A 13,729-nucleotide genomic window follows, 5' to 3' on the forward strand; every position below is an offset into this window, starting at 1 on the left:
TTGGAAGTGGAGGCACCCCTCCGCTAATGTGGAGGCGTACCTCCACTACTGTACCGCGTCCGGGGGAAATCCGATGACACGCGCACTCACGCTCAGCCCGCCACCCGTTGCGACCGCACCGGTGAAGGCGGGACGGTTCACCTTCGTCGCGCTCGCCACCGCGGCCGCCTCGTTCTCCCTGCTCCAATCGCTGGTCAGCCCGGTGCTGCCGACGATCCAGCACGACCTGCACACCAGTCAGAGCACGGTCACCTGGGTCCTGACCGCCTGGCTGCTGTCCGCCGCCGTCGCCACCCCGATCATGGGGCGCATCGGCGACATGTACGGCAAGCGCCGCACCCTGCTCGTCGCCCTCGCGGCCATCGTCATTGGGTGCGTGATCGCCGCCGTCGCACCGAACATCGGCGTGCTCATCATCGGGCGGATCGTGCAGGGGCTCGGCGGCGCCGTGTTCCCGATCTCGTTCGGCATCCTCCGCGACGAGCTGCCGCCGGCCAGGGTGGCGTCCGCGATCGGCGGGCTGTCCGCGGTGATCGCCGTCGGCGGTGGCCTGGGCGTGGTCCTCGCCGGGCCGATCGTCGCCGCGGTGGACTGGCGGGCCCTGTTCTGGATCCCGGCCCTGGTCGTGGCGGGCACGTTCGCGCTGACCCTGCGGTTCGTCGGCGAGTCACCGGTGCGGACCCGTGGCAGGATCAACTGGCTCGCCGGGGCGCTGCTGTCCGGCTGGCTGGTCGCCCTGATCCTGCCGGTGAGCAAGGCGCCGGCCTGGGGGTGGACGTCGGCCGGGGTCGTGGTGCCGCTGATCCTCGCCGTGGTCCTCGTCGTCGCGTGGGTACTGGTGGAGCTGCGCTCCGCCGAGCCGCTCATCGACATGCAGATGATGCGCCTGCCGGCGGTCTGGACGACGAACCTCGTCGCGCTGCTGTTCGGCGCGGGCATGTTCGCCACCTACGCGTTCCTGCCGCAGTTCCTGCAGACGCCGCGCTCCACCGGGTACGGCTTCGGCACCACCGTCACCGGCGCCGGGCTGGCGATGCTGCCGATGCTGGTCACGATGGCGGTGGCCGGATTCGTGAGCGGCCCGCTGACCGCGTATGTGCCGACGAAGGTCCAGCTGCTGGTCGGGACGACGACCGCGGCGCTGTCGTGCGCCGGGCTCACCCTGTTCCACTCCGCGTACTGGCAGATCGCGGTCGCGACCGGGGTGTTCGGCGTGGGGCTCGGCCTGACGTGGACCGCGATGGTGAACCTCATCGTGCACACCGTCCCGGCCGGCCAGACGGCCGTGGCGAGCGGCATGAACGCCAACATCCGCACCATCGGCGGGTCCCTTGGCGCGGCGGTGGCCAGCGCGGTCATCACCGCCCACCTGACCCCGGCGGGCCTGCCGCTGGAATCTGGGTACACGTACGCCTTCGCCACGCTGACGGCGATGCTGGCGGCCGCGGCGGTGATCGCGGTCTTCGTGCCGCGCGCCCGGAGCTGACGTTCGCGCCGCGTCCCCGGAGCTGACGTTCGTGCCGCGTCCCGGAACTGCAAGCAGCAGGGGTGCCCGGAAGGGCACCCCTGCTGCTTGCTCCGCGGCTCCGCCGCGTTGCTCCGCGGCTCAGCCGCGGGCGATCCAGACGTCGTCGAGGGTGCCGTGGAACTGGTCGTTGTCCTTGCCGTTGCCCTTGCCGCCGATGCTGAGCGGGACGGCGTTGACCACCGACAGCTCGGCGGGCAGGGTCGCGGTGCCGCGGACGGCGTCGTCGACCAGGACGGTCAGCGCGGTGCCGGACCGGCGGCACTCGAGGCGGTGCCACAGGCCGTCGGAGACCGAGACATCGGACATCGCCACGTGGATCGCGTGCACGGCGGCGTCGGCGAAGACGCAGCTCGGGTGGCCGGCCGCGCCGTCGATCTGCAGCTTGTACTGGCTGCCGGACGCGGAGTACCCCTTCTGCACGACGTTCTGGCCGGACCCGGTGTCCTTCTTGGTCAGCCGGACGGTCGCGCCGTAGCGGATGGGGCCGGCCCCGGGGTTGAGCTCGGGGGCATCCGGCGTCTGCAGCACCGCGTGCGGGCACCGCTTGCCGGCGCAGCGGGCCGGGAAGTCCGCCGCCCGCCCGCCGGCGGCCATCCCGAGGCGGTCGGCGAGCCGGACCTTGCCGCCGTGCCCGGCCGATGAGGTGAGCGTGTGGCCATGGCCGGAGTCGTCCGTGACGGTGGCGCCGTTGGCGGCCGCGTCGAAGGTGTACCGGGCGACGACCACCGGCGCGGCGACCTCGACCGGGTCGGTGACGGTCACGGTCTTCGCGCTCGTGGCGGCGTTCGCGGGGCAGGCGACGCCCAGCGCGCTGAGTGCGACGCCGAGCGCCGCGGCGGCCAGGATCGCCGGCCGGATGGCTCTCATCCGGCCGCCATGCATGTTCCCCCATGTCTTCATGCCCGAAATGTGTCATATTCGGGCCGTAACCTCCGCGCATTTCCCCCAACGTGTCGGACGCAATCCGTAACTGAACGGTTGACGCATCGTCACCCAAACCGGATGTCCGGAAACGACCGCCGCAGGTCTGGAAGACTTGTGGCATGCGGTGGGCGGCGGGGGCGGCAGCGGTGCTGATCCTCGGTGCACCCGCCGCGGCTGGGGCGCACGCGCCGACACAGGTGTCCGGGGCGCCCACGGAGGTCTGCCGCATCGCCGACCCCGCCGTGACCGAGGTGTCCGGTCTCGCCGTCACCGCCACCGGCTATCTGGTGCAGAACGACAGCAACCCCGACCCGGCCAAGACCCGCGTGTTCACGCTCGACAAGTCGTGCAAGGTGACCGGCAGCGTGCAGTATCCGCGCACCGCCCGCGACCCCGAGGACCTCGCGGTGGACCGCAAGGGCACCGTGTGGGTGGCCGACATCGGCGACAACGGCCCCATGACCGGCGGCTCCGGCACCCGCCGCAGCACGATCGCGCTGTGGACCATGGCGGCCGGCTCGAATGAACTCAAGATCCACCGCCTGGTGTATCCCGACGGGGTGCCCCGTGACGCCGAGGCGCTGCTCATCGACGGGCAGGGCCGGCCGGTGATCGTCACCAAGGACCCCAACGGCGAGGTGTTCCGGCTGGACAAGCCGCTGCCGACGGACAACACCGACGGCGTCGCGCTCACGAAGGTCGGCGCGTTCGAGCCGCGGCGCACCGGCACGTCCAACCCGTGGGGCTTCCTCGGCATCGCCTGGGTCACCGGGGCGGCCGTGTCCGCCGACGGCACGCGGGCCGTGGTGCGCACCTATGCCGACGCCTACGAGTTCGAGGTCACCGGCGGCGACGTCGCCAAGGCGATCACGTCCGGGAAGCCGACGGTCACGCCGCTGCCGGACGAGCCGCAGGGCGAGGCGATCGCCTACACCGCCGACGCGACCGGGCTGCTGACCGTCTCCGATCAGGCCGGTCCGGTCGTCGTGCTGCGATACCCGAGCGGGTTGAAGACGGCGGCGCCCAGCAGTGCCGTACCCTCAACGACCTCGGCAATGGCGGCGCCGCCGAAGCCGCCCGTGCGCTCGTCGGCACGTGCCCCGCTGCTCCTCGCAGCGTTTACGGTGGTGGCGTTGATGCTGGTCGCGGCGGTGGCGAGACGCGCCAGGAGGCGATGAGCACCCACGGTGTCGACGCGGGAGCGCTCACATGACACGATTCACCGACAGCGGTGGTCGGGGGAGGGGTTCGCGGCGGTGGTGCGCATCGAGGTCGAGCGGGCCACGACCCGTGACATGCGTCGGCGCAACCGGTCCACGCTGCTGTCGGAGCTGTTCTTCCGGGGGCCGCTGAGCCGGCACGACCTCAGCCGGATCACCGGGCTGAGCGCCGCGACCGCCAGCAGCGTCACCGCGGAGCTGCTGCAGGAGGGCCTCATCATCGAGGCCGGGCAGATCGACTCCGACGGCGGCCGGCCCCGGGTGCTGCTGCGGGTCAATCCCGACTTCGGCCGCCTCGTCGGCGCCGATGTCGGCGAGACCGGCGTCAAGGTCGAGCTGTTCGACCTGTCGATGACCCGGCTGGCCACCGTCGACGAGCCGCTGCCGTCGTCCCGCCCCGACCCGGAGGCGGTCTCCGGGCAGCTGCTCGCCGGGATCCGTGAGGTGCTCGGCGGCACCGACGCGTCCGACGTGATCGGCATCGGCATCGGCGTCCCCGGCACCGTCGAGCAGTCCGACCCCGTCCGCGTGCACGCCCCGACCGTCGGCTGGCGGGGGATCTCCCTCGACGGCCTGCTGCGCGACGGGGGCCTGACCGCGCCGCTGTTCGTGGAGAACGGCGCCAAGTCCCTCGGCCAGGCCGAGATGTGGTTCGGCGCGGGCCGCGGCGCCGGCAATGCGGTGATCGTCCTGGTCGGCTCCGGCGTCGGTGCCGCCGTCATCACCAACGGCACCCTGTATCGCGGCGCCAGCAGCAGCGCCGGCGAGTGGGGCCACACCACGGTCGTCTACGGCGGCCGCCAGTGCCGGTGCGGCGCCCGCGGCTGCCTCGAGGCGTATGTCGGTGCCGAGGGGATCCTCGACCGCTACCTGCAGGTCGACCCCAAGTTCGTGCGCAGCGCCGACGAGCTCGCCGACGTCGCGGCGCTCATCGCGGCCGGCACCCCCGAGGCGGACGGCATCCTGGCCGAGACCGCCGGCATGCTCGGCGCCGGCATCGGCAACCTGGTCAACCTGTTCAACCCGGAGCGGGTCGTGCTCGGCGGCTGGGCCGGCCTCGCGCTCGGCGCCCGCCTGCTGCCGCAGATCCGGGCGGCCGCGTGCGAGCAGGCGCTGGAGCACCCGTGGGGCCAGGTGTCGATCGACCTGTGCGAGCTCGGCCCGGACGCGGTCGCCTTCGGCGCGGCCACGCTGCCGATGGCCGAGCTGCTGCGCCGTGCCTCCCGGCCGTAACGGCTCCTTAAGTTTGTCTATGGTCCCGGGGTTTCTTGTTGACTCGAAAAAAGGGGTGGGCATAGCGTGCGCTCTATCTGGAAGGGCAGTTGACAGATAGCCCTCTCCCTCCCGAAAGGCTCGCCCATGAGCAGCCCCCGCCTCCGCCGCTCCCTGCTCGCGACCGCCGCCGTCGCGGTGCTCGGCGCGGTCACCGCCGTCGCGATGAACACCGCCTCCGCCGCGACCACCGGCCCCGTCACCGGCATCGGCGGCAAGTGCGTCGACGTCGCCGGCGCCGCGACCGCCAACGGCACGAAGATCCAGCTCTACACCTGCAACGGGACCGCCGCCCAGCGCGTCACGTTCGGCGACGACGGCACGCTCCGGGTCCTGGGCAAGTGCCTGGACGTCGCCGCGGCCGGCACCGCCAACGGCACCAAGGTCCAGCTGTGGGACTGCAACGGCACCGTTGCCCAGCGGTGGACGTACAGCGCGGCGAAGGACCTCACCAACCCGAACGCCGGCAAGTGCCTCGACGCGACCGGCCAGAGCTCCGCCGACGGCACCCAGCTGCAGATCTGGGCCTGCGGCGGGACCGCCAACCAGAAGTGGACGCTCGGCGGCGGCACCACGCCCCCGACCTCCAACCCGCCGACGTCCAATCCCGCGATGGGTGCCGCGCCGTACGCCTACCTCGGCTGGGGCAACCTCCCCGACCCGCGCACCATCATGACCGCGACCGGCGTCAAGTGGTTCACGATGGCGTTCATCCTGTCCAACGGCGCCTGCGAGCCGCTGTGGGACGGATACCGGCCGCTCACCGGCGGGCAGGACCAGACCGTCATCAACAACATCCGCGGCGCCGGTGGCAACGTCGCCGTGTCCTTCGGTGGCGCGTCCGGGCCGTGGCTGGAGCAGACGTGCAGCAGCGCGGCGACGCTCGCGGCCGCGTACCAGAAGGTCATCAACGCCTACGGCCTCAAGGCGATCGACATCGACATCGAGGGCAGCGTCTACAACAACGCGACGCTGCAGCAGCGCACGATCGACGCGCTGAAGACCGTCAAGGCCAACAACCCGGGCGTCGCCGTGTACGTCACCTTCCCGAGCGACCGCAACGGTCCCGACGCCACGATGATCAACCGGGCCGCCGCCTCGGGGCTGACCGTCGACGCGTGGACCATCATGCCGTTCGACTTCGGCGCCGCCGGGCAGAACATGGGCGCCCTCACCGTCCAGGCCGCCGAGGGGCTGAAGAACACGATCAAGAACGGCTACGGCTACACCGACGACCAGGCCTACCGGCACGCCGGCATCTCCTCGATGAACGGCATCACCGACGTCGGCGAGACGGTCACCGTCGCGGACTTCCGCACCATGCTGGCCTACGCCCAGCAGCACCACCTCGCCCGGTTCACCTTCTGGTCGGCCAACCGGGACCGCCCGTGCAACGGCGGCGGCACCGGCGACGACACCTGCAGCGGCGTCTCCCAGAACGCGTGGGACTTCACCAGGATCATCGCCCAGTACCAGGGCTGAGCCCCGGCCAGCTGCACCACCCGGACGGGTGCCCCGGAACGCGGACGGCCGGGGCACCCCCGCGTGGCTGGTCGCCCGGGCCGATCAGGTCAGCGCCGCCACACCTCGAAGCGCTGGGAGTCCTGGTAGCCGGTGCCGGTCACGGCCTCGATGACGGCCCACACGAAGTCCTCGTCGGGGCCCCAGGACGGGATCTCCACGGTGGCCTCCACCGGCAGCGGGGTCCCGGTGTCCACGACGGGTTCGGCGTCGGCGTACACGAGCTCCCGCACCACCTCACCGTCGGCGAAGAGCGTGAACGCATAGGTGCTGGCGACGCTGGAGAAGATGACGGCCAGAGCGGTGCCGGGCGGGTCGCAGGCGGGGGCGAGCACCATGGACGGGTCCCAGACCTGCGTCCAGCCGCCGACCTCCGCCGCGAACAGCACCCCGTCCGCGAGCCCGCTGGTCGCCTCGTCCGCGCCCACCAGCTGAGCGGGGTCCAGGCGCGCGGCGGCCAGCAGCGCGACCGTTTCCGCCGTGGAGGACCCCTGGACGAACAGCGCCGACGTATTCCACCCCATGCGCAGAACCCTAGAGGAGCCAGTGGTCGAACGGGTGGCGGCCGGGGCGGAAGCCGTGTGCCTCGACCATCGCGGCGGCCGCGGCGAAGCCCGTGGCGACCAGGTCGGGGCGATGGGCGTCGCTGCCGAAGCAGATCGCGCGGCCGCCCTCCTCGCGCCACCAGCGCACGAACTCGGGTTCCGGGCCGCGGCGGGTGTTGACCTCGAACGCGCGCCCGGTGCCGGCGAGGGCGCGCAGCACGGCCCGGATCTCCTCCTCATATTCCGAGATCGTGAAGGTGGAACCCGCGGGCAGGTACCGGACCGGGTAGTCCAGGTGGGTCAGGGCCGAGAACGCGTCGCAGGACTCGATCATGCGGATCGCCTCGGCGAAGTACTCGCGCAGCACGGCGGGCACACCCTGCACCGCGAACTCGTCCTCGACCAGGCGGTGCCGGCCGGCCGCGGCCACGGAGTGCAGGGAGCCGATGACCCGCTCAAACGGGGCCGAGGACAGCAGCGCCGCGGCGCTGGCGGGGAACCAGTGCGGCTCGCCGAGCTCCACGCCGGTGATGATGCGCAGCGACGGGAAGCGGGCCCGGCACCGGTCGATCGCCTCCAGGTAGCCGGTGACGTCCAGGGGCGGCGGGGTGAGGTGCACCCCGTCGGTGATGTGCTCGCGCAGCCGCTCCGGCAGCGTGTCCGGGGTGACCTGCCAGGTGACGAAGTCGGTGTGCTCGGTGAACGCGATCGCCGGCAGCCCCAGCTCGACGGCCCGCGCGCACGAGCCCTCCATGTCCCCGGTGCCGGTGTCCCAGGAGAACTCGGTGTGCGTGTGCAGATCCGCGGGCAGCATCGGCTGATCGTGTCAGTCGATGCCGAGACCGTGCAGGAATGTCACGGCGCCGGTGACGTCCGCCACCACGGGCACGCCGGGCGTGACCGGGGGCCGGTCGATCATGAGAACCGGCACGCCGAGGAGACGGGCCGCGGCCAGTTTCGCGGCGGTCATGGCGCCCCCGCTGTCCTTCGTCACCAGGAGCTGGATGGTGTACGACCGCAGCAGCGCCGTCTCCCCCTCGACGGTGAATGGGCCACGGTCCAGCAGTGACTCCAGTCGCGGCGGGTGCGGCGGCGCAACCGGGTCGACGCTGCGCACGAGGAACCACCGGTCGGCCAGCCCGGCGAACGCGCCCAGCCCCTGCCGGCCCGTGGTGAGGAACACCCGCTCGAACGAGGACCCGGCGATGAAGGCCGCGGCGGCGTCCAGCGAGGACACCCGGTGCCACACGTCGCCGGGTCCGGCGGTCCAGCCGGGGCGGCGCAGGAGCAGCAGGGGTACCCCGGACTCCGCCGCGGAAGCGCTCATCCTCGCGGCGAACGGGTGGGTGGCGTCCACGACCACGTCGACCGCTTCCCGGCGGACATACTCGGCCAGGCCGGCGGGACCACCGAAGCCACCGACGCGGACCTCGCCGGGCGGCAGGGTGGGCGAGGCGACGCGGCCGGCGAGCGAGCTGATCACGCGCCACCCGGGCAGCGCCGCCGCGAGCTGTCGCGCCTCGCCGGTGCCGCCGAGGATGAGCACTGTGCGCACCAGGAGACGATGTCACGCCGGGACGTGCAGCTCGACGCGGCCCTTGCCGGCGGCCTCGGAGCGGTGCAGGTCGCCGGCGCGGGCTTTGGCGATCAGACCGGCGACGAACCACATCGCCGGTCTGATCGGCAGTTACGGGCCGCTGACCAGGTTTGTCACCTGGTGCCCGCTGTTGACCGCGGCGCCCGTGTTGTTGATGACATGCGAGATGGTGCCGGTGCCGCCGAGCGAGACGGTGACCATGTTGTGGAACTTCACGTTCGGGGTCACCGGGACCTCGAACGAGTGGCCCAGAACGACGCTCGGATTGGTGGAGAAGAAGCAGTAGCTGCCCAGGCCCCACGCTTCATGCGAAGTGACGCCGGCGCCGACCTTGTAGGCGGCCCAGCCCTGGGCGCCGCCGCCGGAGGTCCAGCTGGCCTGGTTGGGCACGTCGTAGGGGATCTCGTTCTGGTAGAAGTACGTGCGGCCGCCGTTGCCGTTCCAGATGGTCTGGTACTGCTGGTAGTGCTCGACGAACAGCCCGTACATGGTGACGTTGTTGCCGTTGACGACCAGGCCGTTGGCGGCGGTGTTGGTGTTCCAGCCGACGGTGCCGCCGTTGCCGTGGTCGGCGCGCCAGATCCACATGTGGTCGCCGATGACGTTGTTGCTGTTCACCCGCAGCGACACGGTCGCCTTGCCGGCGATGGAACCGCCGATGCGGAAGAACACGTCGTGCAGCGACGTCGGGTTCCCCGCGTGGTCCGCGGCGGACCCGGACGGGCCGACCTCCATGAGCACCTGCGAGTTGGTCGTGCCGGCGTCGAAGAGGATGCCGGCCACCTTCACGCCGTCCACGTCGGCGACCGTCATCGCGGTGACGCCGTTCTGCGGCACGATGGTGGCCAGGCCGAGACCCAGCACGACCGTGTCGGGCCGGGTGATCCGGATCGTGTCGCTGACGTTGTACACACCCGGGGTGAACAGCAGGTTCTGCCCGGCGGCGAGCGCGGCGTTGATGGTGGCCGCGGTGGCGCCGGCCTTCACGATGTAGAACTGGCTGATCGGCAGGCTCGACCCGGCGGTGGTGCCGCTGGACCAGCTGTTGCCGCTGGAGTTGGTGCGCAGCGACGGCACGAACACCTGGTAGGCGCCGGCGCCGTCGACGTACAGGAACGGCTTCTCCCGAACGACCGGCGTGCTGCCGACGGTGGTGTACGGCGGGGACGGGAAGCTGTTGGCGGGCGCGCCGCTGGTGCCGACGAACACCTGGTTCCAGTTGGAACCGGACCACGAACCGATCTGCGAGTTCCGGGTGATCCACTGCTGCTGGCTACCCGACTGGATCTGGCCGTCGATCTTGCTGTCGGAGATCCAGCCGCCGGACGACCAGCCGCCGTCGGACAGGGCGAGGTTGCCGCGCACGTGCATCCGCCGGTACGGCGCCGCCTGCGACACCGCCCACCGGTCCAGGCCACCGGTCGGGGTCACGGACAGGTTCTCCGCGGACCGCCAGAAGTTCTGCGTCGCGTTCTGCGAACCGTCCGGCCACCAGTCCGCCTCGGCGTGCACGGCACCGTTGATGACCACCGAGTCCGGGCTGAGGCCGAGACCCGCGACCTGGGTGAAGAACCCGACGTTGGCATTGACGTTGTACGTGCCGGGCTTGAACAACAACGCGAACCGGGCATTGCCGAACTGGTTCGTCACCTGCTGGTTGAACACCGTGTTCAGCCGGCTCTGGATCGTCGAGGCCGACATCGACGGGTCGAACACCGACACGTTCGGACCCAGATCAGGGTTGTTCGGGTTGTTCGGAGGCGTGCTGGTCGGCGGGTTCGTGGTGCCTCCAGGAAGGGTCCACTGCTGGTTGGCGCTGGCGAAACAGTCCCACAGCTGCAGCTTGGTGCCGTCGGCGGAGCTGGGACCGGTCGCGTCCAGGCACTTGCCGAGCGAGCGTAGCGTGCCGTCGCTCTGCTTCGACCACTGCTGGGCGCCGGAACCGTTGCAGTCCCAGATCTGGATCTTCGTGCCGTTCGCGGTGCTGGCGGCGGCGACGTCGAGGCACTTGCCGAGCGCGCGGATCGTGCCGTCGTCGCCGACGGTCCACTGCTGCGCGCCGGTGCCGTTGCAGGTGTAGAGCTGGACCTGGGTGCCGTTGGCGCTGCTCGCGGCGGCGACGTCGACGCACTTGCCGCCGTAGCCGGTGATCTGGCCGGTGGCGGCGGCCGAGGCGGTGGTCATGGCGACCACGGTGGTGCCGGTGACGGCGAGGAGGATGGCGCCGAGCGTGAGCCCGAGCCGGCGTTTGGACATGGGGGTCCCTTCTGGGCGGGGCGCCCGCGGGAGGACCCGTGTCGGGGGTGGGTCCGGGGCGGGCGGGAGCCGTCCTCCGCCGCGTCGGTGGGTGACGACGGAGGAACGGATCTGTGAAGTTGCCTTACAGATCCATCGGAGGCTATTCCCGCCCCGGTACGCAAGTCAATATGCGACCCGAATTAAGGTACTGAGCTGGGGATTTAAGACTTCGCGAGGATTTCGCCCGCGCCGCCGGCGGTCTCCTGGACGGCGGCCAGGTAGGCCTTCATGTCGGTGTTCTCCAGGCCGGTGCCGGCGACCACGACCGTGTTACCGACGATCAGCGTCGGGTACATCTTGGCCTGGTCCTCCGCGTACGCCTTCGCCGCGTTCGCGGCCTTGAACTCCACGAAGATGGCCTGCTGCCCGCGGGACGGCATGAAGTCGCCCTTCTTCTTGTAGCAGTCGAACTGCTTGAAGTTCGCCACGGCGCTGCGGTACTTGCTGGGCACGCCGGTCGAGTTGCTGTCCCACTTGCCGACCGGGCACAGCTCGTCCTTCGTGAACAGGTCACCGGTCAGCTGGGCGACCTTCTCGTACTGCAGGCCCTTCCCTGCGGCGGGGCTGCCCTTCGCGGATGGCTTGGCGCTTTCCGCAGGGGCTGCGCTGGCGGCGGGCGTAGCGGCGGCGGCCGGCTCGGCCTTCTTGTCGTCACCCCCACAGGCGGCGGTCAGCAGGAGGGTGGCACCGGCAACGGCGGAGGCGATCAGCAGACGCTTCATGGGGATTCGTTTCCTTCATATGTGGTGATGCGACAGGGGATTCGGTGGGACGCCAAGAACGTATTCGGGCCACCGCGCCGTTGAATCCCGGATGTATGCCACCCGACAACCAACGTGGCCCAGCTCACGGAAGATGGGGAGCATGGAACAACCGGACTGGCACGGCCCGCTCACCGAGGCGTACGAGCAGGCCACCCGCTTTCTGACCGGCCTGCCGTCCCGACCGGTCGGCAGCCGCGCGTCGCTCTCTGACCTGCGGGCGACGCTCGGCGGCCCGCTGCCCGCCACGGGTGCCGACGCGCGGGAGGTGATCGCCCAGTTGGCCGCGGCCGCCGACCCCGGCATTGTCGCCTCGCCGAGCGGCCGGTTCTTCGGGTTCGTCATCGGCGGCGCGATGCCGGCGGCCCTGGCGGCGGACTGGCTGACCGCGACCTGGGACCAGAACGCCGGCCTGTACGCCGCCGGCCCCGCCGCCGCAGTCGTCGAGGACATCGCCGGCGGGTGGCTGCGGGACCTGTTCGGGCTGCCCGCGCACGCGTCGGTCGGCTTCGTCACCGGCGCGCAGATGAGCCACGTGACGGCCCTGGCGGCGGCCCGGCACGAGGTGCTGCGCCGGGTCGGCTGGGACGTGGAGACCGGCGGCCTGCACGGCGCGCCACGGATCGCCGTGCTCGCCGGCGCGGACCGGCACTCGACCATCGACCGCGCGCTGCGCTTCCTCGGCATCGGCACGGCGGCCCTCGTGCCGGTCAAGGTCGACGCCGAAGGCCGCCTCATGCCCGACGCGCTGCGCGAGGCCCTCGACGCCTTGGACGGCCCCGCCATCGTCTGCGCCCAACTGGGCAACGTGAACACCGGCGCCTTCGACCCGATCGGCGAGATCTGCGACGCCGCCCACGCCGCCGGCGCCTGGGTGCACGTCGACGGCGCGTTCGGCCTGTGGGCGGCGGCCAGCACCCGGCTGCGCCACCTGGTGATGGGCGTCGAACGCGCCGACTCGTGGACGACGGATGCCCACAAGTGGCTCAACGTCCCGTACGACTCCGGCCTCGTCTTCTGCGCCCACCCCGCCGCCCACCGCGCGGCGATGGGCGTCCGCGCCGCCTATCTGGTCCACGCCGGCGGCGACGAGCGCGACGCCCTGGACTACAACCCCGAGTTCTCCCGCCGTGCCAGAGGTTTCCCCGTGTACGCAGCGCTGCGCGCCCTCGGCCGCGACGGCGTTTCGGCATTGATCGACCGTTGCTGCGCCCTCGCCACCCGCTTCGCGCACCGGATGTCCGGCCACGTGCTCAACGACGTCGTGCTCAACCAGGTCCTGCTCAACCTCGGCCCCGACACGGCCGACATCGTGCGCCGCGTTCAGGCCGAGGGCACCTGCTGGGTCAGCGGCACCACCTGGCGCGGCAACCCGGCCATGCGCTTCTCCGTCAGCAACTTCACCACCGACGAGTCCGACATCGACCGGGCCGCCGACACGATCCTGCGCCTCGCCACCTGACCCCGGCGCGTTCCTGTGCGTCACGGCCTTGACCACGGCGGGTCACGGCGCTGGACGCGGTTGTGCGCGGCCTCGAGAATGGAGGCAGCGCCTACCGGGGGGGAGGCGGCACGTGCCACGGCCGTACTTTTCGTTGGAAGCACCGGGTTCCGGGTCGATCGCGGATCCCGGTTCGATCGATTGGGACGCCCGGTTCGCGGCGTCGAGGGCCGAAGCCGCGCGCCGGCGCGAGGAGAAACTGCGGACCAGGGCCGAGTTCGCCGAGGCCCGCAGGCACGGCTTGGCGGCCCGGCACGCGGCGAAACTGGCCAGGCTGCACGCGACCAGGCCACCGTCGGACGCCAGCCTTCCGACACCCGCACCGACGGCCAGGGCGGTCGCGGGCTCACACAGCCCAGCGCCCGCGCGCTTGGGGGCTGTAGCGTCCGCGCCTGCGTCGTCTGCGCCCGCGTCGTCTGTGCCTGCGCGTTTGGGGGCTGCGGCGTCCGCGCCCGCGTCGTCTGTGCCTGCACGCTCGGGGGCTGTGGGGTCTGCGTCTGCGCCGGCGTCTGCTTGCCCTGCGTCGGCGTCTGCCCAGCCCCGGTCTGCACCGGTCCGTTCC

General features: G+C 71.6%; 11 protein-coding genes. 5 read left to right on the plus strand and 6 right to left on the minus strand.

All coding sequences use genetic code 11. The features are described from left to right. Window positions 1-73 precede the first annotated feature (73 nt). Window positions 74-1,486, plus strand: a complete 1,413-nt coding sequence (locus ACFPIJ_RS64020) for an MFS transporter (protein WP_380129359.1) — start codon at window positions 74-76, stop codon at window positions 1,484-1,486. A gap of 120 nt (window positions 1,487-1,606) precedes the next feature. Here the strand turns inward: ACFPIJ_RS64020 and ACFPIJ_RS64025 are convergent, their stop codons facing one another. After that, the gene (locus tag ACFPIJ_RS64025; RefSeq protein ID WP_380129360.1) at window positions 1,607-2,395 is read right to left on the minus strand and encodes a LamG-like jellyroll fold domain-containing protein; all 789 of its coding nucleotides are present in this window, start codon (window positions 2,393-2,395) and stop codon (window positions 1,607-1,609) included. A gap of 176 nt (window positions 2,396-2,571) precedes the next feature. Here ACFPIJ_RS64025 and ACFPIJ_RS64030 point away from each other — a divergent pair, with 176 nt between their 5' ends. The 3 genes from ACFPIJ_RS64030 (at window position 2,572) to ACFPIJ_RS64040 (ending at window position 6,426) form a co-directional block, all read left to right on the plus strand. Next, window positions 2,572-3,630 carry a hypothetical protein gene (locus ACFPIJ_RS64030; RefSeq protein WP_380129361.1) on the plus strand — a complete coding sequence of 353 codons (1,059 nt, stop codon included), beginning with the start codon at window positions 2,572-2,574 and terminating at the stop codon, window positions 3,628-3,630. 78 nt (window positions 3,631-3,708) lie between these two features. Continuing rightward, window positions 3,709-4,905 (plus strand): ROK family protein, encoded by a 1,197-nt coding sequence (locus ACFPIJ_RS64035; RefSeq protein ID WP_380129362.1) that lies wholly within the window; start codon window positions 3,709-3,711, stop codon window positions 4,903-4,905. A gap of 126 nt (window positions 4,906-5,031) precedes the next feature. Continuing rightward, window positions 5,032-6,426 (plus strand): ricin-type beta-trefoil lectin domain protein, encoded by a 1,395-nt coding sequence (locus tag ACFPIJ_RS64040; RefSeq protein ID WP_380129363.1) that lies wholly within the window; start codon window positions 5,032-5,034, stop codon window positions 6,424-6,426. 89 nt (window positions 6,427-6,515) lie between these two features. Here ACFPIJ_RS64040 and ACFPIJ_RS64045 read toward each other — a convergent pair whose 3' ends face one another. The 5 genes from ACFPIJ_RS64045 to ACFPIJ_RS64065 all read right to left on the minus strand — a co-directional run bounded on the left by ACFPIJ_RS64045 (window position 6,516) and on the right by ACFPIJ_RS64065 (window position 11,627). After that, window positions 6,516-6,989, minus strand: coding sequence for a hypothetical protein (locus ACFPIJ_RS64045; protein ID WP_380129364.1), 474 nt, complete (start codon window positions 6,987-6,989; stop codon window positions 6,516-6,518). A gap of 10 nt (window positions 6,990-6,999) precedes the next feature. Beyond that, window positions 7,000-7,824, minus strand: a complete 825-nt coding sequence (locus tag ACFPIJ_RS64050) for a histidinol-phosphatase HisJ family protein (protein WP_380129365.1) — start codon at window positions 7,822-7,824, stop codon at window positions 7,000-7,002. 12 nt (window positions 7,825-7,836) lie between these two features. Then, on the minus strand, window positions 7,837-8,565 hold the full coding sequence (locus ACFPIJ_RS64055; protein WP_380129366.1) for a cobalt-precorrin-6A reductase: 729 nt from the start codon (window positions 8,563-8,565) through the stop codon (window positions 7,837-7,839). Window positions 8,566-8,697: 132 nt separating this feature from the next. Further along, window positions 8,698-10,863 carry a ricin-type beta-trefoil lectin domain protein gene (locus ACFPIJ_RS64060; protein WP_380129367.1) on the minus strand — a complete coding sequence of 722 codons (2,166 nt, stop codon included), beginning with the start codon at window positions 10,861-10,863 and terminating at the stop codon, window positions 8,698-8,700. A gap of 203 nt (window positions 10,864-11,066) precedes the next feature. After that, on the minus strand, window positions 11,067-11,627 hold the full coding sequence (locus ACFPIJ_RS64065; protein ID WP_380129368.1) for a hypothetical protein: 561 nt from the start codon (window positions 11,625-11,627) through the stop codon (window positions 11,067-11,069). Window positions 11,628-11,769: 142 nt separating this feature from the next. Here ACFPIJ_RS64065 and ACFPIJ_RS64070 point away from each other — a divergent pair, with 142 nt between their 5' ends. After that, window positions 11,770-13,128, plus strand: coding sequence for a pyridoxal phosphate-dependent decarboxylase family protein (locus ACFPIJ_RS64070; RefSeq protein ID WP_380129369.1), 1,359 nt, complete (start codon window positions 11,770-11,772; stop codon window positions 13,126-13,128). Window positions 13,129-13,729 lie beyond the last annotated feature (601 nt).

Source organism: Dactylosporangium cerinum (assembly GCF_042653625.1).
GTDB classification, from domain to species: domain Bacteria; phylum Actinomycetota; class Actinomycetes; order Mycobacteriales; family Micromonosporaceae; genus Dactylosporangium; species Dactylosporangium cerinum.